This window comes from Erysipelothrix sp. P66 (genome assembly GCF_038682365.1).
GTDB classification, from domain to species: Bacteria; Bacillota_I; Bacilli_A; order Erysipelotrichales; family Erysipelotrichaceae; genus Erysipelothrix; species Erysipelothrix piscisicarius.
On sequence record NZ_CP152290.1, the window covers coordinates 29,254 to 49,918 of the forward strand.

Here is a 20,665-nt window from a genome sequence, read left to right on the forward strand (position 1 = left end):
GAGGGGTGTACTATGAAAGTTGAACAGTTAACGAAGCTTTATAAGAACAAACGAGGAATCAAAGATATCTCGTTCGAAATCAATGACGGTGAAATTCTCGCTGTGTTGGGGGTTAACGGAAGTGGTAAATCGACGCTGTTTAAGACAATTACAGGTCTAATTCAGAAAGATTCAGGAAATATTTATGTTACTAACATCGGATATATTCCGGAAAATCGTTCGCTGTATAAGGATATTACAGTAAAAGAGCATTTAGAACTCTATGCGCAATTGCATGGTATGGAACTTAATGAAATACGGTCAAGTTTGGAATATTGGATGAAGTATTTGGAAATTGAAATCTATTTCAAATCTAAAATCATGACACTTTCTAAAGGGAACCAGCAAAAAGTACAAATTCTATGTGGGCTGATTCACGATCCCAAAACAATCATAATGGATGAACCACTCAGTGGTTTGGATATCCACAATATGAGACTGATTAAAGGATTACTTCGTAAACTGGCGAAAAAAGGAAAATCAATTCTAATTTCAAGCCATCAATATGAAGAGGTCGAAGAGGTCTCCGATTACGTTCTAATTTTAAAAAACGGGAAAATGATGAAATATGGATCACTCAAAGCGTTAAAGCGGGATGCAGCGATAACATATCTAATCGTGGAAAAGGAACAGTTTTATGATATCAGACATCTTGGCTTAGACTTTAAAGTTGTAGAGGACAAGGTGTATCTGATTATTCATAATAAGGACATTTTAAAAACTATACTTCCAAATTTAATTGAGAATCGATGCGTTGAAAAAATTATCGTTGATTCAATTTCTTTAAAAGAAATGGTGGAAACTACCTATGAAGACACTCATTAAGTTTTCAATTAAGCGACGCATGCTGAATCGGGCTACCATCCTATTTTATGCAATCGTATTTACCGTGATGGGATGCTTGCTTTTTGGTGATAAAATTTTAGCGATTCTTTTACCCAGTGTTTCAGAACCAACACCCATTAAAACCATCGATATTGATTGGGAACGTTTTGCTGATGGATTCGAAAAAATCATAAAATATGATGATGAAGCTTCAGTTCTAATTACAAAAAAAGAAGGCGTTTATACAATCCAAACGGAAACACCCTTAAGTCCGACCGAGAAGAGTACATTAGGCTTGATTATTGATAGCTATGAAAATGGGAGTCATGAGAAGCCAGTGATTTTATACAAGACTACCGCCAAGAATAATCTTAATCTTGAAATTGTCTTTTCAATTCTTACAACCTTATATTTCTTAATTACCTCTTTAAGTTCTTCCGCAATGAGTGAGGTTATTATGGAGAAAACTTCCAACGTCCTAGAGATGGTATGTTCGGTGATTCATGTGAAAACATATTTTGTTACTAAAGTAATTCTTGGACTCATGATGATGACAATTCAACTCACAAGTCTTGCACTTATTTTTAGTTTTTGGGTATGCATGCGTCAGACATATGATCAAGGTGAGGGGTTGGTCGATTTATTACAAACACTTGGTATTCTTGATTTTGAGGGACAAACATTTATTGATATCATAAAGAACTTAAACTTATCACAGAATGATTTTATTAATATTGGATGTGCCTTTTTAATTCTAATGGTTGGAATTGCAACGATTCAAATCATCCTACTCGTACTTGCAGTTCGTATTCGATCCATTGAAGAAGCAGGTAGTGTTCATGGTCCGCTATACTTTTTAATGTTATGTATTTACTATCTATCGATTTTTCTCAATACACGTTATCATATGACCGAAGGTTGGGGTGTCTATTTGTCCCTAACACCACTATTTAGCATGTTGTTTCTCCCTCTTCGTGTGCTTGTCTATGATGTCAGCATCTACGAGATTGCATTTTCATTTGCGACGGCCATTGGTTTTTTTACACTCGTTTTTGAGTACTCGAAGTACTACAGTGAGAAGTTTATTTTTGACAATGATACGAAAAAGATTGACTAATAACCTCTAATGTATTACTGTGTTAATACATTAGAGGTGAAAATAAAATGTTAAAATTAGATAAAATAACCAAAAGATATGGTGAAGTAGAAGCGCTCAAGGGCGTCTCTTTAACATTTAGAAAAAACGAGTTCGTTTCAATTCTCGGTCCTTCAGGATGTGGGAAGACAACGATGTTGAATATAATAGGTGGACTTGATCGTTATACGAGTGGGGATCTTAATATTTCAGGAATCTCAACGAAAAACTATAAAGATCGTGACTGGGATTCATATCGGAACAGCTCTGTAGGTTTTGTTTTTCAATCCTATAACTTAATTCCGCATCTTACGGTTCTTCAAAATGTTGAACTATCATTAAAATTATCCGGAATTTCAAAAAAAGAAGGGGAGTCACGTGCTCGTACTGCTTTAGAAAAAGTTGGATTAATCGATCATATTAATAAAAAACCGAATCAATTGTCAGGTGGACAAATGCAACGCGTTGCAATAGCGCGTGCGATTGTTAATGATCCTGAAATTATTCTAGCCGATGAACCCACGGGAGCACTTGATAGTAAAACCAGTGTTATTATCATGGATTTACTCAAAGAAATTGCTCAAGATCGTCTTGTTATCATGGTTACTCATAATGCAGAGCTTGCGCATGAATACAGCAATCGAATTGTAGAATTGTTGGACGGGCAAATTATAAGTGACAGTAATCCTTTTGATGCAGATATAAATAGTGAAAAACTTGCGAAGCGTAAACGTACGAAAATGCCTTATATGACAGCATTGGGTCTAAGTGGAAAAAACTTGTGGGCCAAAAAGGGGAGAACGGTTCTTACAAGTTTTGCCGGAAGCATTGGAATCATTGGTATTGCATTAATTCTTGCACTTTCTTCAGGGTTATCAAATTCAATTAATAAAATGCAGTCCGATACATTAGCTACATCACCAATTACAATCGGATCATCTGATTTTGATTTCTCAGGTCCTGTAGTTACAGAAGATACTACTGACATGAACGAATTCCCTACAGATTCTAAACTTCAAATATATGAACCTAAAGTTCAAACAAATGTCATTACAAACAATATTACTCAAGAATATATTGACCATGTTAATAAACTCGATTCCGATAAATATATTTCGATACAATATATTCATAAAGCGAATATGAATATGATTCGTAAATCAGGTGATAAGTATGTACATGTTCAATCAAGTTCATCCCACATGGGAGAGTTACTTGATAATGAAGACTTCAATAACAATCAATACGATATTCTTGAAGGTCGTATGCCTAAAGGCGATAACGAAATGATTTTAGTTGTTGATAACTATAACCGAATTGCAAAAGAAACGGTTAAAGAACTTGGACTGGGTGATTTAGAGGATAAAGTCGATCTAAAGTCCTTAGTAGGTCAAGAATTTAAGTTAATTCAAAATAATGATTATTTTGTTAAAGATGAATTTGGACTTTATCGAGAAGCTAGTCAACAAAATTACGAAACAATCTACGGAAGTGATAAAGCGAAGACATTATCCATTGTTGGTGTTATGAGACAAAAAGAAGATTCATCGTTCCAAATGTATCAACCAGGTTTATATTACCGTTCTGACTTAGTAAAATCATTCATTAAAGATTCTACAGATTCAGAAGTAGTTAAAGCACAAAAAGAAGTAGGTAAAGAATACAGCGTTGTTTCTGGAATGGGATTTGAAGGGCATCCATTTAAAGAAGCCGATGCACTTTATCAAGATCAACTTGAGGAACTCGGATCCTCTTCATTACCACGAAACATTTCAATCATTCCTGCAGACTTTGAAGCTAAAAAGGAGATTCGATCACATCTTGATGCCTATAATACAGATAAAAAAGATGCTGATAAGATTACATATAGTGATATGTCAGAGATGATTACCGGTGTTATGGAAACAGTTGTTAATACGATTTCATATGTATTAATTGGTTTCTCATCAATTTCTCTAGTGGTTTCATCATTGATGATTGGAATCATTACCTATGTATCCGTAATTGAACGAACAAAAGAAATTGGTGTGCTTCGTAGTTTAGGAGCGCGTAAAAAAGATATTTCACGTGTGTTTAATGCTGAAACGTTCTTGATTGGATTTGTATCAGGTACATTGGGTATTGTGGTAACATACCTATTAACCTTCCCAATTAATGCGATTATTTATAACTTAACGAAAACAGAGAATATTGCTGTAGTTAATCCTTTACACGCTGTGATTTTAATCATTATTAGTATTATCCTTACATCCATTTCGGGCGTAATCCCTTCAAGAATGGCTGCTAAGAAAGATCCAGTTATTGCTTTAAGAAGCGAATAATAAATGGACATCCTCAAATGGATGTCCTTTTTTGCGTTAAAAACACTAATTCTAAAAAAAAGAAGTCTTCTAGACTTCGATTTTTTTCATATATTGAAATGCAAGAGATCCAATTCCAACATGAACACTTACTGTTGAAATTAACTCAGTAACATAGATTTCTGTGTTTGGGAATGCTTCTTCAAATTTCTTAACAGCTTTATTAAGCTCATCCTTTGCATCCACATCCACAATCGTAATTTTATAATTTTCATCAACACCAGCTTCTCGCATCGCTTCAATTACACGATCAATTGCTTTGGACATCGTTCGAACTTTATCAAAGGGTTCAATAATTCCTTTAGTGTCTTTATTGAGATGAAGTATTGGTTTAATTTTTAGAAAACCACCAAGTTTTGCGGCAAGAGGGGAAAGTCTTCCACCTCGTGACAGATGCGCCAAATCATCAGGAATAATAAACGTGTTACCATTATTGAGGGCCACATCAATACGTTCTTTGATTTCAGGAATATCATATCCTTGATCAAGAAGTTTTCGAGCAGCGAGTGCACAATCAAGTTCAATTGATGCAGCTGTAAAACAATCAATGAAAACAAATTCTATATCGACAAATTGGGCAGCTGTATTCATTGCGCCAATAGTACCAGAGATTCCAGTGGTAATAGGTATCGCAAGAATTCGCTCGTATCCTTTAGCTTTAATCTCTCTAAATAAGTCTTCAATCATGCCAAGAGCTGGTAGTGATGTTTGAAGCATGATGTTTTCCCTCATGAGGGCATTAACCTGATCAATTGAAATCTCAACACTTTCAAGTGAAGCATCGTCCTCATTGATGATCTGTAAGGGTATCGCGAAAAGACCATCCATTTCGATATTTTCATTATAATAATTACTACTACTATCGACAATAACCGCAGTTTTCATAATACAACCTCCAAGTACTATCATTATACACTAATAATGAAAGGCATACGACCTCACTTGATATATTTATCGGTTTTAGGAATCCATTGAATTGCGACAGTTCCAAGACCCGCGTGCGTTGCGACAGCAGCCGGTAAGTCCATAATATATGCATCATGAGTACCAAAGGATTCAGAAATTGCATCACGAAGGCGTGTTGTTATTTCTTTCGCGTCGCTGTGTAAGTAATAAAAATCATACGACTCAGGTGTAACGCCTTGTTCCTTCATATGGTTAATCAACAGTTCGAAAATCTTAGTTTCTGTACGCGCAGTTCCAAATTTTTCGATGGTTAAACCATGGTTTTCAAGATATAGAAGGGGTTTAACTTTTAAAAGTGATGCAAGAGTCGCAGCATGTTTTGAAATTCGTCCACTAACACGTAATTGATCTAAGTTTTGTGGATATACAAATGACTCGGTGCGTAATAAAAATGTATTGATTCGTGTTATCATCTCATCGATTGACACGCCGTTAAGTTCCATAGCTCTTATAAGTTTTACGGTTTGTTGGACCGGACCCCCTAAGGTAAATGAGTCGACAACATGAATTTCGCATCCTTCTATATGTGATGCAGCTTGATTAAATGCACTATAAGTCCCTGATAGATTTGAAGAAAGTGTTACCGCAAGAATTTGCTCGTACCCTTCATCACGTATTGCTTCAAAAAGATTGATTAATGAACCAAGATTAGGCTGAGAAGTCATAATCTTTTCTTTCTTTGAGAGTAATTCATGTACCTCTTCTTTTGAGATAGTTTCTTGGTCTAAGTACTCAGTGTTGTTGTGGATTAAAGTTAATGGTGCAATAAAAACGTTATACTTTTTAATTTCTTCTGGTGTGAAACATACTGATGAATCACATACAATCGCTAATTTTTTCATACATATCCTCCGATGAGAGCATTATAGAATATAATACTTTGAATGTCAAACTATTATATTCCTTTATGAAAGAACCAAAATGATTTATAATACATACATGGAACAATTAGACTATATAACAATTCAATCGGAAGTAATTGCGGAACAAGAAATCAATAAATCTAAATTTATTGGATTTTTAGCGCCAATTAATTCTGAAGAAGAAGCGAAGGCATATTTAAAATCAATCAAAAAAATGCATCCTAAAGCTACGCATCATTGTAGTGCTTATCGAACGGGTGAGATCGAACGATCAAATGATGATGGCGAACCCGCATCGTCAGCAGGCTTACCCATGCTTCAAGTCCTTCGTGGTCATAAGCTTGAAGGGGTAATTGCGGTTGTGGTGCGTTATTATGGCGGGGTTTTACTTGGTGTAGGCGGTTTGATTAGAGCTTACGGTTCAACGGTCTCTCTTACTCTTGAAGAAGCGAAATTGCTAGCACCTCAAAAGGTATATACGATGGATCTCTCATTTCCCTACGAGTTTATTAACGAGGTGGAATTGCACATTACAAGTGTGGGTACTGTTTTGGATCGTAACTATGATTCCTTAGCACGCTATCAGATATGTGTTACCGATCCAATGTTATTGGAACCGTTAAATGATTTAACACGTGGAACTATAAGTAAGAGTATTATTAAAGAGTCAATTGAGTTTATTTAGGAGGTCTTGATTATGGATATCAAAACAGAATTAAATCATCATGGCATAAAATCAACACGTCAACGTGAAGCGATTTTAACGATTTTAAAAGATAGTAATACACCTATCACAATCAATCAAATTCGCGAATCATTGGATGCGGTTGGAGAATACATGGACTTATCCACGATTTATCGTGTTTTGGATGTCTTTGAACAAAAAAATATTATAACCAAGACAGTGCCACTTGAGCCATCGCAAAGTGTATATGACTATAAACGACATATTCATAAACATCACCTTATTTGTACCCAATGTGGAACCATCACAATTATTGAGGGATGTCCACTTGGAGATTATGAAGGTAAAGTTGCGCGTGATAGCGGGTATATTATCGATCGACATCAATTAGAACTCTACGGGTTATGTCCAGAGTGTCAAAAAAGTGCTTAGCACTTTTTTTATGCATAATCCTTTCTTTTATAACATAGTGTAGTAATATGTTAACAGAGGTGAAGCTATGAAAACATTAAACAATATATCAATCAAAAACGTCGTACTTAAAGTTTTAGACATTGAATCAATGCAATCTTTCTACGAAAAAACATTAGGGCTTACAGTTCTAAATCAACATAAAGAGAACGTTGTTTTAGGAATTGATCACATTCCGTTACTCACATTAAAGACTTCCAATCGTTATGAAAAACCTAATCAAAATTACAGCGGACTTTATCATATGGCATTTTTATTGCCAGAGGAAGCGTATCTTGGGCAATTCATTAAACACCTGGTTGCTTTAAAACAACCAATTACAGGACTTGGGGATCATCTTTATTCTCAGGCTATCTATCTCAATGATCCCGAAGGAAACGGGATTGAAGTTTATGCGGATCGTCCGCGATCATCATGGATCATCAATAATGATGGAACGATTATTGGGGGAACAAGAAGTGTGGATGTTGAGGGGCTCATGCGTATTGCTCATCCTCAATCATGGAGTGGAATGCCTGAACATACTATCTTAGGACATGTTCATCTCCAAGTATCAGACATCGAGAGTGCTCGTGGTTTTTACTTGAATCGATTAGGTTTTGAACTTAAAACGGAAATGCAAAAGGCACTTTTTGTCTCACGTGATGGGTATCATCATCACATTGGGATTAATGAATGGGCAGGACCTAATATTGCGGATTTACCTGAAAACACAAGTGGTATGGAATCCTTTACGATTTCGACACCTTCCTTTGTGACCTATAGGGAAGAACTTATTCAAGCCGGTGAGAAGATTGTGGACTTAGATGCGAATCATTTTGAAATCATCGATCCATTTCACATAAACATTATCTTTGAGAAAATTTAATATGATATAATAGGTATATGAAAAACTTAGAAAACAGAAATGTGATTGGAATCAAGGCAGGTATTGTGGGAATAATCTGTAACTTGATTCTTTTTACTTTAAAATTAATCGTTGGTACTTTATCGCATAGTTTTGCGATTCTTGCGGATGCAATCAATAATTTATCAGACAGTTTGTCGTCAATCATCACGATTGTTGGATTTAAAATTGCCGCAAAGCCTGCAGATAAGGAGCATCCTTATGGGCATGAACGTTTTGAATACATCAGTGGCTTTGTGATATCCATCATCATGCTCTACTTAGGTGTAGATATCATTAAATCATCCGTAAAGGATATTTTAAATCCGATGCCTATGCAAATGGGTAAGGCTATGGTGGTTGTATTAGTGATATCTATTATTGTGAAGTTAGGAATGTCTTTATATTATTCAAAGAAAGCTAAAGAAGCTGATTCTGAGGTGTTGGTTGCGAATGCAAAAGATAGTCGTAATGATGTATTTATTACCAGCTCGATTTTATTTGCACTTTTTATTCAATATTATTTAAATCTGAGGATCGATACGTATCTTGCGATTATCATTGCATTATTTATAATCTATTCATCAATCACAATGCTTCGAGAGTTTATGAATGAGCTTCTGGGTAGTAGACCGGATACGGATACATTATTAAAGGTTAAACAAATTCTATGTGACAACCCGCAGATTGAAGGATATCACGATGTGATGATTTATAACTATGGTACATTTCATGTTTATGGTGTTGTGCATGTGGAAGTCGATGCTAAGTTATCATTAATTGAAGCTCATAATATTATTGATGCGATTGAGCGCGAAATAAAGAAGGAAACAAATATAGACTTAGTAATACATCTCGATCCTTTGGATATGGATAGCCCAGAGATTCTAAACATACAACGTGTGATAAAAACTTACTTGAAGGAATCCTGCGAGGGATGTAAGTTTCATGATTTACGTATAATTAATCATGTACTAAGATTTGAAATTGTTCTGTGTGATGGATTAAAACATGAACCTGATCGCATTAAACAAGAAATTACGGCGTATTTACGAAGTGAAGGAATTCATTACGAATTAGAAATTACGATGGATACAGATCAATTAATTTAAAAAACGTCTTGGTTACATAACCCGGACGTTTTTTTTTTAGAAAAATGTAGCGAAGATGCTAATTGACCAAAGTGTGAGTGGATATATAAGAAAAAGTGAAGAAATAAATGTTCGAAGTGAGTCGTACTTTCTAATTTTAGATAGGGGAAAGAATAAGATGCTTAAAGAATAAAAGGGATTCATTAAGATTGATAGTATCAAAGTGAGTATGAACCACCCGAATAACTGATTATAAGAAGAGTCTCTAAAAATATAGAGAATACTTAAAAATGCGAGAATGATACCAGCGTCTTCAATAAACTTGAAAATCAAAAAGAGTACGCATGGTAACAGGAACCAACCAATTAATTGAAATGTTGGATATTTTTCAGTAATAAAATATTCATACAGATATAAAAGTATAAAGATTAAGAAAAGTGTAATGCATAGATTTGTATGAACTTGATATTGCGGTGCTACGACGAAAGCATTGAATAATGCATTAAGTATAAACACAAGAGTACTACCAATTAAGAGTTTGTAAAGCATAATCCGTCTATTTTTTGAGGCCAGAAAACAATGAAATCCGAGTAAAGCAATGAGCGGATTGATGAGTGGTAATAAATCTTTAAAATAACTTATTGAGCTAAGTAATGTATTCAAAGTATCAACTCCTTCTATAAATATCATAGAAAAATATTGAAATTTTCGCCATTGAATTTACTTACATCGACCTTACATTGTTGTAAGTTAGTTCGTACTATAATTATAGAAATCTTTAACCTTATTTTTTTGAGGAAGTATAAAAATAAACAATGCAAGTAGGTAGAATAGCTGTGCAAAAAGATGAATTTGAGGAATCGGAAAGTATTCTGCTAGAGCACCAAACACGACTTGACCAAACATGCCAGATCCTGAAATAAGAATGATGAAAAAGGAATTAACCTTAGCACGGTATTGTGCAGGGACATGCTTTTGGACAGAACTTATTCGAATGTTTGCACTGTTCATACCCAATACGCCAAGTGTCATGCGAATCAGAACCATAAATGGAAAAGAGACAAAATAGAAAATACTTTCGAGTACGATAAAAAGAACGTAGACAGAAACTGCGATTGTATAACGATGGTTATCTTTAAAAATAACTATACTGTGGATCAATCCACCAATTAGGTAACCAAGACTTGCGAGGGATTGCAGTGTAGCGAAGTGATTTTCATTTAAAGAAGGACTCGACATGAAGAAAGGGTACATTAAAGTTGATGAAGCACTTGAGAAAATAACAAGTGCAAAGAACATGAATACTGAACGAAGTGCGCGATCTGATTTGAGATAGTGTAGACCTTCATCCAGGTCATTAAATAAATCGTTTAAGTTCGTTTTGTCAGAATGAATATAGTCAAATTTCGCATTTATCTGATACTCAATAAGTACATCAATAAGCGTTAGAAGGGCATATGCGAAGAATATAAAATCCAGACCAAAATTGCGGTACAGGATCATAGCGATGGGTGTAACGATTACACTGCATAAAGGATGAATTGTATTAAGAATCGCATTACCTCTAGAAAAATTTTCCGGGTGAATGATTTGAGGAATGATGGATTGTGATGCAATTGCGGAAATATTTCCAAGCGAGCTAATCGCAAGGATTATAAATAAATACGAGTAGTAATTAAACGAAAAGAAATGGACGTACAGTCCAGCAAAAATAAAGACTATAAGTAAGGTCGATTCGTTTGTTATGAGAACTTTGAGTGGGTTCTTACGGTCAATAAGGGGTCCAATTACAAGTGGAAGTATTAAATTAGGGATCATAGAGAGTGCTGCAAAGATTCCTGAAAGTAAAGTCGATTGTGTTTGGTCAAAGATTACTAAGCTGAGGGCAAGGTTAAGTCCGATACCACCCATTTCTGAGAAAATTGTACCTAAAAATACGCGAATAAAGTTTTGATTCCATAATGGTTTATGCATAGAAAAACCTCCTACTTTAATTAAACACGTTTTGTTTAAAAGATGTAAGAGGTTGATATTGGGAAATTTTGATGTGATTTTAACTCATTTTAGACAATAATGAAGAGAAATTAAGAAATCTTGAACTCGCTTGTAAGTGCGAGTGCTTTTTTATAGAGACGATTGGCTTTGTAGTACTGAATGAGAAATTTCACATACATAAGAACATAGCCGTGATGAGCTTGAAGATTTGCGGTATCTTTACACATTATTAAAATCGTTTCATATTCTTTCTGATGAATATAGTTTGGATTTTCTAACATAAAATCGAGTAAGGCGTAGACAGTTTTAGAGAGTGAATCTGTTGGCTTTTCCAGTTGATCGAAATGGTTTTGTGCTAGATCTCGTTTGTTTTGGAAAATGTTTAGAAGACACAACTTTTGGAGAATTAATGTGTTTAGTTCAGTATGTTGTAATGTTTCGCTTTGGGTGTGTTCATACGCACGGGTGAGATGTAGTTGAGCTTTTGTGGAATCCCCAATTAATAAATACGTCGCACCGAGGTTGTAGTTTATTGAACTTGAAGCGTTAGGATCTTTGAGATAACGATTGAGCTTTAATCCGCGATTATAATAAAATTCCATCATATCTAACTGATCAGGACTTGTGTAAGTTAAATTCGCATAGGATGATCCCATCGTAAACGAGCTCAAATACATCCCTTTAACGTTACCTTGTTGTGAAAAACGTTCGTATGCGTGACTAAGTGTTTCAATCGCGCTGTAATAAAGTCCTGTAATATAGTAAGCAACGCCGAGTTCTTGGTGAATAATACCGTAGTGATCAATTCCCGTTGCATGAAGTAAATACTGTATTTGACCTTCTGAATTCAATGTTTGAGAATAAGCAAGTGTGTAAGCAAGGTGTTGATCAACAGAAAACAGCGCTTCAAAATCCTTGAGACGATTAAGGTATTGAGCGTCGTTTGTGGAATAATAAAGCAGAATATGTGCATTAATTGTTTGATGAGAGTATAAGCACTCTGTTGCAAGGCTTTCTAATTCTTTAGGGACTGTTGGAGTCGTATATGCCAGATAATCATTCCAAAGGGAATTAAAACCGGATAAAAACAGTTCAATTTTTGATTGATCTCGAACTAAATTAATTCCTAAACAATCAAACAGTAAATCAAATATTTCATAACTCGGTGTAACGGTGTTTGATTCGATTTTAGACAGATAAGACACCGAACAGATTCCTTCGCAAAGGGCTTGTTGACTCATGTTTTGCTTGAGTCGTTCATTTCTTAATAGTGTTCCAAGCATCGTATTACCCCCTTTAAATTCATTCTAACACAAACTGTTGACTGACACGGTTATTATGTTAAAGAGTTGACAGTTAACGCATAAACGCATATGATTAGTAAGAAATAGGAACCTTTAAAATTGTCCAGAGAGGCAAGCAAGGAAAGAGAAACAACCACTTCATCAAATGATGAGCCTCTTTTCGTGCGCGAGAAGGGGCTCTTTTCTATGATTGGAGGGAAATTATGACAAAAATGATTATGAATCAAGAGGAAATACAACGTGCAATTAACCGTATTGCATTTGAAATTATAGAATGTTATCAAGGCATTGAAAATATCGTACTTGTGGGAATTGAAACACGAGGTATCGATATCGCATCTCGAATACAGAAAAAACTTGAAAGTATTGAAGGACCTGTTGCATGTCTGAGTTTAAATATTCATGATTATCGTGATGATGTACGCTCAAAACAAATCTTTGAACGATCTGATGTTTTAACACAAAAACACGTGGTTATTGTGGACGATGTTTTATTTACAGGAAGAAGTGTTCGATCATCGATGGATGCGATTATTGATTTAGGTCGTCCTTCTTCAATTTCTCTCGCTGTACTTATAGATCGAGGCCATCGCGAGTTACCTATTAGTGCAGACTTTATTGGTAAAAACATTCCAAGCTCTCAGAAAGAACGAATTTATGTTCAGACGATTGAGACGGATGGAATTGATAGAGTTGTACTTGAAACTACGTAAAAGGAGAATATAATGGAAAACGTAATTATTGCATTAGATTTTGATGGAACGGACGCTGCATTAGCATTTTTAGATTTATTCGAGGGTAAGAACCTCTTTGTGAAAGTGGGAATGGAGCTGTATTATCAAAATGGTCCCTCTATTATTCATGAGATTAAAAAAAGAGGACATAAAATTTTCTTAGATCTTAAACTCCACGACATCCCCAATACTGTTGAGCGAACCATGCGTCGCTTAAAAACAATGGGTGTTGACATGACGAATGTTCATGCAGCGGGCGGTCTTGAAATGATGGAGGCGGCACGACATGGGTTTGGTGATGAGGGTGTATTAATTGCGGTAACACAATTAACATCAACATCGGAATTCCAAATGCAACAAGAACAACTTGTCCATGCATCTTTAAACGATTCGGTACTGCACTATGCTGAGCTAACACAGAGTGCTGGACTTGATGGTGTGGTGTGTTCTCCACTCGAATCCAAACTGATTCGTGAAACTTTGGGAAATGACTTTTTAACCGTTACACCGGGCATTAGACCAAACGCTGCTGATAAAGGAGATCAAAAAAGGGTAACGACGCCTGCTCAAGCGCGTGCAAATGGTTCAAGCTATATTGTTGTGGGAAGACCTATTACGCAAGCCGAAGATCCTGTCTTAGCATATGAACAGATTGTTGCAGAATGGGAGGTCGCATCATGAATACATCTAAAAAAATAGCACAATATCTTCTTGAAGTAGAAGCTGTAACCTTAAGTCCAGATAATCTTTATACATGGGCAAGTGGAATAAAGAGTCCAATATATTGTGATAACCGAATCACAATGAGTTATCCTCATGTTCGAAAATATATTGCGGAAGCCTTTGCAAAAGCAATTCGTGAAACGTATCCAGAGGTAGATTATATTGTTGGAACTGCAACTGCTGGAATTCCACAAGCATGTTGGGTCGCAGATTTATTAGACAAACCCATGGCTTATGTTCGACCTAAACCGAAAGATCATGGGAAAGTGAAACAAATTGAAGGGATGATTCCAAAAGGTTCAAAAGTTATCGTTATCGAAGACTTGATTTCAACTGGGGGAAGTTGTATCAAGGTTTGTGATGCATTGAAAGATGAAGGAATTGAAGTTCTTTGTGTTTATGCGGTCTTTACTTATGAGCTCCAAAAAGCTCTAGTGGCTTTCAATGAAGCAAAAATCACGTTACATACTTTGTCCAATTACTCAACATTGATTCAAGTAGCACGGGAAATGGAAGCGATAACGGACGAAAACCTATCATTACTCCAAGCTTGGGCTGAAAATCCATCTTCATTTAAATAAAAAACTTAGTATATTTTATACTAAGTTTTTTATTTCATAGATTTAAACAAATCAAGACGGGCATCATTATCCAATGGCATGTCAGAAATTCCCTTGAGGGGATTATCAGTGTTGAAAATCGCAATCGTTTTATGCGTTTCCACCCATGAAAGATCAGGATATTGAACGAGATAGAAATCATCAAGTGGTGTTGCTTCAAGATAATCTGAAAGAACCCGTTTTGCAAGATAAGCCCCTTCAAAAAGGTTAAATTCAACAATCCAAATATCATAGTTATTATCTTTAAGTCGTTTGATGATGCCATCTCCTAGGGTCATCGCTTCCTCATATTTAATGTAGAAGTTTTTTTGTTCTTCAATACGATTGATATCTAAATTTTCAACGGGAACCGTAAATCGATCAAGGACAACATTAAATCCTTTTAAGATATAGAGGTAATGACTGCGGTGTTCGCAACTCATTTGATGATTATTAATAACACGATTAATTCTTTCCTGTAACATAATTATCACTCCTTTATTTTTATTATACTCCTCTATGTTTACTAAACAATACTGAAAGAGCGAAAACATTCTATATACAACAAAACCACGCTTAGATGTCAGTTTACGTGATATATTTCGCCTATTTTGGGGATCATAACTTTTTTGGGGGAGCATTTTAGTTTAAACAATTCTGGATCCGCTTGAATGAGGGGAAAGGTATTATAGTGCATAGGTATATAGTACTGGGATGAAATAAAGTGGGTAGCATGAGCTGCATCCTCAATACCCATCGTAAAGTGATCTCCAATGGGAAGGCATGCGATGTCAACTGGACCGATAAGTTCCATATCACTAAATAGTGCGGTATCTCCCGCATGATAGAAACGAGAAGTCCCATCATCGATGACAAATCCAGCAGCGACACCTAGTTCCTTTCCTTTATAAGATGAAGAATGGAGGGCAGGCGTCATTTTTATGGACGCAAAGGGAAGACGATACGTTCCACCCAAGTTCATCCCAATGGTTTCAAGCCCTTCTTCCTCGAAGTAATTCGCAAGCTCTACGATACAAATAATCGGGGCGTTATTTTGTTTCGCGATTCGGGCTGCATCACCCACGTGATCTTCATGTGCGTGCGTTATGAGAATCGCATCCACGGATATCTCAGTGATATCGGTCGTGCTTAAAGGATTTCCTGTAATAAATGGATCAATAATCATACGATTGTTGTTACAAATAATTTCAAAACATGAATGCCCGTGCCAAATATATTTCATAGAAAGACCTCCTTTATCTTAGTGTAACACGGGACTGTGTGTAAGGTGTGTGAAAGGAAAATGATGGATAATGGGTTGCATAACATAGAGGTTAGGTGTATACTACTAATGAATTAGGTAAGCCTAATTATTAGAAAGAGGTATGCAATGACACCGAATCGTGAAGATTATATTAAAACAATTTACTCATGTAATGAAAAAAATGAAAAGCTAACCAATAAAGAACTTGCGGAACGATTAGGCGTTTCTCCTGCTTCAACAAGTGAGATGGTTCGAAAGCTTATTGAATCAGATCATGTCGTTAAAGATAAACAACTTGGATTATCTTTAACGGAAAAGGGAACAAATGAAGCCAAAACGTTAGTTCGTAAGCATCGTCTTTGGGAAGTATTTCTTGTAGAGCATCTTGGTTATTCATGGACTGAAGTTCACGAAGATGCGGAAGTTCTTGAACATGGTACTTCAGAACTCCTTGCAGATCGGTTAAATGAATTTCTAGGTTTTCCAGAACACTGTCCTCACGGAAGTCGGATTTATGGAAATGCGACGGCAGATACGAATCTGTCAGTCCCATTAAGTTCATTAAAAAAAGGCCAACGTGGTGTGCTAGCGAAAGTACGTGATCACGAAGAACTCTTAAATTATTTAGAACATGTGAAATTAAATTTAGGTGCAACGTTTGAAGTTGTGGAAGTTGATCCATATGAGGGACCCCACCATATCTTGATCGACAATCGTCATGTTCCGGTAAGTCATAAGGCATCACAAGAAATCTACGTAATATTAGATAGCGAGGAATAGTATGAAAAAAATATTAGCAGTTTTACTTGTTTCACTCTTAGTATTAACAGGATGTAAATCCGCACCCGATAAACCATCGACTGAAAAAGAGGGGAAACTTAATGTTGTTGCGACAACAACAATGATTAAAGACCTGGTGGAAATTATTGGTGGAGATAAGGTAACCGTTAGTGGAATGATGGTTGCTGGTGTTGACCCTCACTTGTATAAAGCAAAGCCAAGTGATGTTAAAGCAATCCAAGAAGCGGACGTTGTAGCATTTAATGGTGTTCATCTTGAAGCTAAATTGGATGATGTTCTATCGGGTCTTGAAGGATCTGGTAAAAACATTATTAAACTTGAAGATGCACTTGTACCAAGTGACATCATTAATGATGAAGAACAAGGGGGTCATGACCCACACATTTGGTTTGACGTAAATCTTTGGAAAAAAAGTGCACAACATGTAGCGGATAAATTATCAGCATTTGATGCAGAGAACAAAGATTATTACCAAAATAATGCAACACAATATGTATCTGAATTATCAGATATGGATACTTATATTAAAAATCGTATTGCTGAGATTCCAGAACAACAACGTGTATTAGTTACAGCCCATGATGCGTTCGCATACTTTGGTCGATACTTTGGTGTTCATGTGGAAGCAATCCAAGGGATTTCAACACAATCTGAAGCGGGTATCGCAGATATCAATAAAGTTTCAGACTTGATTGTTGATCGAAAAATTAAAGCAATTTATACAGAATCAAGCGTACCTAAGAAAACAATTGAATCGTTACAAGCAGCAGTAAAAGACCGTGGTTTTGATGTTTCAATTGGTGGAGAAATTTATTCGGACTCCTTAAAAGAAGATGCGAGCTATATCGAGACGTATAAAATTAATGTTGATACAATTGTAGACAACTTAAAATAAAAGAAAAGGGAGTGTGAATATGGCAGAGAAGGAATATGCAATCGAAGTTGAAGATTTGACGGTCACTTATGACGTTAAACCTGTTCTATGGGATTGTGATGTAAAATTTGAAAAGGGGAAATTGACCGCAATTGTTGGACCTAACGGTGCAGGGAAATCGACTATGATTAAGGCGATTATGGGTCTTTTAAAACCTATTTCTGGAAAAATAACAATAAATGGACAGCATCAAAAGGATGAATATAAGAATATCGCTTATGTACCTCAAAGCGGAAGTGTTGACTGGGATTTTCCCGCTACCGTGGAAGACATCGTTTTGATGGGACGTTATGGTCATATTGGATGGATTAAACGCCCACGTAAAGAAGACCGTGAAATCGCAAATGAGATGCTCGAACGTGTTGGAATGAGTGCTTATCGGGATCGACAAATTAGTCAACTCTCAGGTGGACAACAACAACGTGTTTTCCTTGCTCGTGCATTAACACAACAAGCTGAGATTTATATCTTAGATGAGCCTTTAAAAGGGGTAGATGTTAAGACAGAAGAAATCTTGATGACATTGCTCAAAGAACTTGCGGCAGCAGGTAAAACGGTAATTGTTGTGCATCACGACCTAACAAGCATTGAAGGTTATTTTGATAACATAGCACTTGTTAATGTAAAACTTGTTGCGTGGGGTCCTGTTCAAAATACCTTTACTCAAGAAAACCTAAAACTTACCTACCATACAGATGTAGGAGGTATTGTAAAATCATGATGAATGCAATTATCGATTTGTTTAGTAACTATACATTTCAAATCGTTGCACTTGGATCGATTGCGTTAGGAATTCTTACCGGAGTTACTGGAACATTTGCGGTACTTCGAAAACAAAGTTTACTTGGAGACAGTATTGCTCACTCAGCATTAGCTGGGATTACGGTGTCATTTATTATGACCGGAACTAAAAATACAGAGATATTGCTTCTAGGTGCCCTTATTGCAGGTCTTCTTGCAACGTTAATTATTAACTCAATCTCAAACAACACTCGAATAAATTTCGAGAGTGCAATGGCACTTGTGATGTCGGTATTCTTTGGTGTAGGATTTATTCTTCTTACTCATATTCAAAAAATGCCGGATTCACAACAAGCTGGTTTGGAACGATTTCTATTTGGTCAAGCGGCCACAATTCTACAAAGAGATGTTTACTTTGTAATAGGGGTAACTCTTGTTGTGGTTGTTCTTATGATCTTATTATGGAAAGAAATTAAGGTGTTCTCATTTGATCCGATTTATGCGCATTCAATTGGGTTATCCACACAGTTTCTTAATATTGTATTATCTGGATTTATTGTCGCTGCAATTATTATGGGAATACAGATGGTAGGGGTTGTCTTAATGTCAGCACTTATTATTGCACCTGCAGTTGCTGCTCGACAATGGACCCGATCCTTAACAGGAATGACAATTCTTGCTGCAGTATTTGGTGCAATTTCAGGTCTTGGAGGAACCATCGTAAGTTCTCTCATAAATAAATTTCCTACAGGTCCTGCGATTGTCGTGATTGCAAGCAGTATTGTAATTGTAAGTCTTCTATTTGCTCCTGGACGTGGAATTATTAACAAAGGTCTCCGTCAACACGGTGCAAAACAAGCATTTGAAGCAGATATGGCAATTATTAATCTATTGACACATCAATTGCTTGATATTGATGCACAGTTTACAAAAGAGCAATTACAAGAAGCATGTATTATTGATCATCATCGTGAAGGAAAATCGTTTGATCGTCTCTTCAACAATCTCAAGAAACGACATATGGTCGAACGGGTTGATGACTCAATGTACTTTAAGTTAACGCGTGTTGCGAAATTAGAATACGAACAAAATCGAGGTGATCAGTTATGACAATATCAATTCCAATGCAAATCATGATGATTGCGGTTGTCGTCGCTTTATCCTGTTCATTACTCGGTGTATTCTTAGTTCTTAAAAAAATGGCGATGATGAGTGATGCAATTACGCATACGATTTTATTGGGGATCGTTATCGGATTCTTTATAACACATGATTTTAACTCCCCAATCCTTATCTTAGGAGCATCCATTACAGGTGTACTCACCGTATACCTCATTGAGATGTTGCAAAGTACGCGTCTTCTTTCAGAAGAATCCTCAATTGGTGTTGTATTTCCACTGCTCTTTAGTATCGCAATTATCTTAATTACGCGATATGCAGGTTCGGTACACTTAGATACCGATGCAGTATTATTGGGTGAAATTGCTTTCGCGCCATTTGATACAATGCTCGTTCTTGGGATGGAGTTGCCAAAGAGTTTAGTTACGATGTCGGTTATACTCGTTGTTGATTTACTCTTTGTACTAATATTCTTTAAAGAACTAAAACTTACAAGTTTTGATCCACTTCTTGCCGCAACACTGGGCTTTGCGCCTGTACTCCTACATTATGCGTTAATGACGCTTATTTCAGTAACGGCTGTCGGTGCATTTAATGCCGTTGGATCGGTGCTTGTTATCGCATTTATGATTGGACCTCCAATCACAGCATTCTTATTGACACATGACTTAGTTAAATTGATTCTTATTAGTTCTGGGTTCGCAATCTTTAATGCCATTACGGGTTATCAATTCGCAAGTCACTTTGACGTTTCAATAGCTGGAAGTATGGCACTGATGACAGGAATCTCATTTGGTATCGTATTTCTCTTCTCGCCACGAGAGGGTTTAATTTCAAATAAAATTCGCCGTCACCAACAAAAAAGCGAATTTGCTGAACTTACAGTTCTCTTCCATCTGTTTAATCACGAAGAAAGTGAAGTAGAAGCAGAAGAAGCGGGTGTATGGAGTATTTATGAACACCTCAACTGGTCTCAAACAAAGATACAAAAAATTATTGAAAGTTTAGAAATGAAAAAGTATGTTACGATTGATCGAGATATCATTAAATTAACGGACTTGGGCCGTGAAGTAAGTATCAATCATGCTGAAACAATCTTTGACCGCTAGAAATAGCGGTTTTTTTATGTC

The 20,665-nt window shown here is 36.1% G+C and carries 21 protein-coding genes; 15 read left to right on the forward strand and 6 right to left on the reverse strand.

The genetic code is table 11. The features are described from left to right. Positions 1-12: 12 nt before the first annotated feature. From AAG186_RS00125 to AAG186_RS00135, 3 genes are read left to right on the forward strand one after another with little or no spacing between them, the layout of a single operon-like run. Positions 13-864 (forward strand): ATP-binding cassette domain-containing protein, encoded by an 852-nt coding sequence (locus AAG186_RS00125; protein WP_342621699.1) that lies wholly within the window; start codon positions 13-15, stop codon positions 862-864. Next, positions 848-1,981: an ABC transporter permease gene (locus AAG186_RS00130; protein ID WP_161636909.1), complete on the forward strand. Its 1,134-nt coding sequence runs from the start codon at positions 848-850 to the stop codon at positions 1,979-1,981. Before AAG186_RS00125 ends, AAG186_RS00130 begins: the two co-directional genes overlap by 17 nt. Positions 1,982-2,028: 47 nt before the next feature. After that, positions 2,029-4,320, forward strand: coding sequence for an ABC transporter ATP-binding protein/permease (locus AAG186_RS00135; RefSeq protein ID WP_342621700.1), 2,292 nt, complete (start codon positions 2,029-2,031; stop codon positions 4,318-4,320). A gap of 69 nt (positions 4,321-4,389) precedes the next feature. On the opposite strand, the gene AAG186_RS00140 is transcribed toward AAG186_RS00135, so the two are convergent. Both AAG186_RS00140 and AAG186_RS00145 read right to left on the reverse strand, forming a co-directional pair. After that, entirely contained in the window at positions 4,390-5,244 is an 855-nt protein-coding gene (locus AAG186_RS00140) for a DegV family protein (protein ID WP_342621701.1), read from the reverse strand. Between the two features lie 53 nt (positions 5,245-5,297). Continuing rightward, positions 5,298-6,167: a DegV family protein gene (locus AAG186_RS00145; protein WP_342621703.1), complete on the reverse strand. Its 870-nt coding sequence runs from the start codon at positions 6,165-6,167 to the stop codon at positions 5,298-5,300. Between the two features lie 79 nt (positions 6,168-6,246). Between AAG186_RS00145 and AAG186_RS00150 the strand changes: the two genes are divergently transcribed. The 4 genes from AAG186_RS00150 to AAG186_RS00165 all read left to right on the forward strand — a co-directional run bounded on the left by AAG186_RS00150 (position 6,247) and on the right by AAG186_RS00165 (position 9,342). Then, complete coding sequence (locus AAG186_RS00150; protein ID WP_342621705.1) at positions 6,247-6,873, forward strand: YigZ family protein; 627 nt, start codon at positions 6,247-6,249, stop codon at positions 6,871-6,873. Between the two features lie 12 nt (positions 6,874-6,885). Further along, entirely contained in the window at positions 6,886-7,305 is a 420-nt protein-coding gene (locus tag AAG186_RS00155; protein ID WP_342621707.1) for a Fur family transcriptional regulator, read from the forward strand. A gap of 67 nt (positions 7,306-7,372) precedes the next feature. Then, positions 7,373-8,212, forward strand: coding sequence for a VOC family protein (locus tag AAG186_RS00160; RefSeq protein ID WP_342621709.1), 840 nt, complete (start codon positions 7,373-7,375; stop codon positions 8,210-8,212). 17 nt (positions 8,213-8,229) lie between these two features. Next, positions 8,230-9,342 (forward strand): cation diffusion facilitator family transporter, encoded by a 1,113-nt coding sequence (locus AAG186_RS00165; protein WP_342621711.1) that lies wholly within the window; start codon positions 8,230-8,232, stop codon positions 9,340-9,342. Between the two features lie 729 nt (positions 9,343-10,071). Here the strand turns inward: AAG186_RS00165 and AAG186_RS00170 are convergent. Both AAG186_RS00170 and AAG186_RS00175 read right to left on the reverse strand, forming a co-directional pair. Further along, the gene (locus AAG186_RS00170; RefSeq protein ID WP_342621713.1) at positions 10,072-11,295 is read right to left on the reverse strand and encodes an MFS transporter; all 1,224 of its coding nucleotides are present in this window, start codon (positions 11,293-11,295) and stop codon (positions 10,072-10,074) included. A 110-nt stretch (positions 11,296-11,405) separates the two neighbouring features. Beyond that, positions 11,406-12,599, reverse strand: coding sequence for a helix-turn-helix transcriptional regulator (locus AAG186_RS00175; RefSeq protein WP_342621715.1), 1,194 nt, complete (start codon positions 12,597-12,599; stop codon positions 11,406-11,408). A 224-nt stretch (positions 12,600-12,823) separates the two neighbouring features. Here AAG186_RS00175 and pyrR point away from each other — a divergent pair, with 224 nt between their 5' ends. The 3 genes from pyrR to pyrE are packed head-to-tail and all read left to right on the forward strand — an operon-like array spanning position 12,824 to position 14,658. Beyond that, complete coding sequence (gene pyrR, locus AAG186_RS00180) at positions 12,824-13,333, forward strand: bifunctional pyr operon transcriptional regulator/uracil phosphoribosyltransferase PyrR (RefSeq protein WP_342621717.1); 510 nt, start codon at positions 12,824-12,826, stop codon at positions 13,331-13,333. 12 nt (positions 13,334-13,345) lie between these two features. Next, the gene (gene pyrF / locus AAG186_RS00185; RefSeq protein ID WP_342621719.1) at positions 13,346-14,035 is read left to right on the forward strand and encodes an orotidine-5'-phosphate decarboxylase; all 690 of its coding nucleotides are present in this window, start codon (positions 13,346-13,348) and stop codon (positions 14,033-14,035) included. Beyond that, positions 14,032-14,658: an orotate phosphoribosyltransferase gene (gene pyrE, locus AAG186_RS00190; RefSeq protein ID WP_342621721.1), complete on the forward strand. Its 627-nt coding sequence runs from the start codon at positions 14,032-14,034 to the stop codon at positions 14,656-14,658. The genes pyrF and pyrE overlap by 4 nt, the downstream gene beginning before the upstream one ends. 29 nt (positions 14,659-14,687) lie before the next feature. Here the strand turns inward: pyrE and AAG186_RS00195 are convergent, their stop codons facing one another. Continuing rightward, positions 14,688-15,161, reverse strand: coding sequence for a hypothetical protein (locus AAG186_RS00195; protein WP_125163849.1), 474 nt, complete (start codon positions 15,159-15,161; stop codon positions 14,688-14,690). A 98-nt stretch (positions 15,162-15,259) separates the two neighbouring features. Next, positions 15,260-15,919 carry a metal-dependent hydrolase gene (locus AAG186_RS00200; protein WP_342621724.1) on the reverse strand — a complete coding sequence of 220 codons (660 nt, stop codon included), beginning with the start codon at positions 15,917-15,919 and terminating at the stop codon, positions 15,260-15,262. Positions 15,920-16,066: 147 nt separating this feature from the next. Between AAG186_RS00200 and AAG186_RS00205 the strand changes: the two genes are divergently transcribed. Genes AAG186_RS00205 through AAG186_RS00225 form a run of 5 tightly spaced genes read left to right on the forward strand, consistent with a single transcriptional unit; the run spans position 16,067 to position 20,644 of the window. After that, on the forward strand, positions 16,067-16,720 hold the full coding sequence (locus AAG186_RS00205; protein WP_125163848.1) for a metal-dependent transcriptional regulator: 654 nt from the start codon (positions 16,067-16,069) through the stop codon (positions 16,718-16,720). A 1-nt stretch (position 16,721) separates the two neighbouring features. Continuing rightward, entirely contained in the window at positions 16,722-17,636 is a 915-nt protein-coding gene (locus AAG186_RS00210) for a zinc ABC transporter substrate-binding protein (RefSeq protein ID WP_342621727.1), read from the forward strand. A gap of 19 nt (positions 17,637-17,655) precedes the next feature. After that, positions 17,656-18,396 carry an ABC transporter ATP-binding protein gene (locus tag AAG186_RS00215; RefSeq protein WP_125163846.1) on the forward strand — a complete coding sequence of 247 codons (741 nt, stop codon included), beginning with the start codon at positions 17,656-17,658 and terminating at the stop codon, positions 18,394-18,396. Next, positions 18,393-19,526 (forward strand): metal ABC transporter permease, encoded by a 1,134-nt coding sequence (locus tag AAG186_RS00220; protein ID WP_342621729.1) that lies wholly within the window; start codon positions 18,393-18,395, stop codon positions 19,524-19,526. Before AAG186_RS00215 ends, AAG186_RS00220 begins: the two co-directional genes overlap by 4 nt. Next, positions 19,523-20,644 carry a metal ABC transporter permease gene (locus tag AAG186_RS00225; protein ID WP_161636923.1) on the forward strand — a complete coding sequence of 374 codons (1,122 nt, stop codon included), beginning with the start codon at positions 19,523-19,525 and terminating at the stop codon, positions 20,642-20,644. Before AAG186_RS00220 ends, AAG186_RS00225 begins: the two co-directional genes overlap by 4 nt. Positions 20,645-20,665: the final 21 nt, after the last annotated feature.

What these genes read in the sequence shown, in the direction of transcription:
- AAG186_RS00125 (WP_342621699.1), top strand. Translation starts at nt 13, where the DNA reads ATGAAAGTTGAACAGTTAACGAAGCTTTATAAGAACAAACGAGGAATC.
- AAG186_RS00130 (WP_161636909.1), top strand. Translation starts at nt 848, where the DNA reads ATGAAGACACTCATTAAGTTTTCAATTAAGCGACGCATGCTGAATCGG.
- AAG186_RS00135 (WP_342621700.1), top strand. Translation starts at nt 2,029, where the DNA reads ATGTTAAAATTAGATAAAATAACCAAAAGATATGGTGAAGTAGAAGCG.
- AAG186_RS00140 (WP_342621701.1), bottom strand. Translation starts at nt 5,244, where the DNA reads ATGAAAACTGCGGTTATTGTCGATAGTAGTAGTAATTATTATAATGAA.
- AAG186_RS00145 (WP_342621703.1), bottom strand. Translation starts at nt 6,167, where the DNA reads ATGAAAAAATTAGCGATTGTATGTGATTCATCAGTATGTTTCACACCA.
- AAG186_RS00150 (WP_342621705.1), top strand. Translation starts at nt 6,247, where the DNA reads ATGATTTATAATACATACATGGAACAATTAGACTATATAACAATTCAA.
- AAG186_RS00155 (WP_342621707.1), top strand. Translation starts at nt 6,886, where the DNA reads ATGGATATCAAAACAGAATTAAATCATCATGGCATAAAATCAACACGT.
- AAG186_RS00160 (WP_342621709.1), top strand. Translation starts at nt 7,373, where the DNA reads ATGAAAACATTAAACAATATATCAATCAAAAACGTCGTACTTAAAGTT.
- AAG186_RS00165 (WP_342621711.1), top strand. Translation starts at nt 8,230, where the DNA reads ATGAAAAACTTAGAAAACAGAAATGTGATTGGAATCAAGGCAGGTATT.
- AAG186_RS00170 (WP_342621713.1), bottom strand. Translation starts at nt 11,295, where the DNA reads ATGCATAAACCATTATGGAATCAAAACTTTATTCGCGTATTTTTAGGT.
- AAG186_RS00175 (WP_342621715.1), bottom strand. Translation starts at nt 12,599, where the DNA reads ATGCTTGGAACACTATTAAGAAATGAACGACTCAAGCAAAACATGAGT.
- pyrR (WP_342621717.1), top strand. Translation starts at nt 12,824, where the DNA reads ATGACAAAAATGATTATGAATCAAGAGGAAATACAACGTGCAATTAAC.
- pyrF (WP_342621719.1), top strand. Translation starts at nt 13,346, where the DNA reads ATGGAAAACGTAATTATTGCATTAGATTTTGATGGAACGGACGCTGCA.
- pyrE (WP_342621721.1), top strand. Translation starts at nt 14,032, where the DNA reads ATGAATACATCTAAAAAAATAGCACAATATCTTCTTGAAGTAGAAGCT.
- AAG186_RS00195 (WP_125163849.1), bottom strand. Translation starts at nt 15,161, where the DNA reads ATGTTACAGGAAAGAATTAATCGTGTTATTAATAATCATCAAATGAGT.
- AAG186_RS00200 (WP_342621724.1), bottom strand. Translation starts at nt 15,919, where the DNA reads ATGAAATATATTTGGCACGGGCATTCATGTTTTGAAATTATTTGTAAC.
- AAG186_RS00205 (WP_125163848.1), top strand. Translation starts at nt 16,067, where the DNA reads ATGACACCGAATCGTGAAGATTATATTAAAACAATTTACTCATGTAAT.
- AAG186_RS00210 (WP_342621727.1), top strand. Translation starts at nt 16,722, where the DNA reads ATGAAAAAAATATTAGCAGTTTTACTTGTTTCACTCTTAGTATTAACA.
- AAG186_RS00215 (WP_125163846.1), top strand. Translation starts at nt 17,656, where the DNA reads ATGGCAGAGAAGGAATATGCAATCGAAGTTGAAGATTTGACGGTCACT.
- AAG186_RS00220 (WP_342621729.1), top strand. Translation starts at nt 18,393, where the DNA reads ATGATGAATGCAATTATCGATTTGTTTAGTAACTATACATTTCAAATC.
- AAG186_RS00225 (WP_161636923.1), top strand. Translation starts at nt 19,523, where the DNA reads ATGACAATATCAATTCCAATGCAAATCATGATGATTGCGGTTGTCGTC.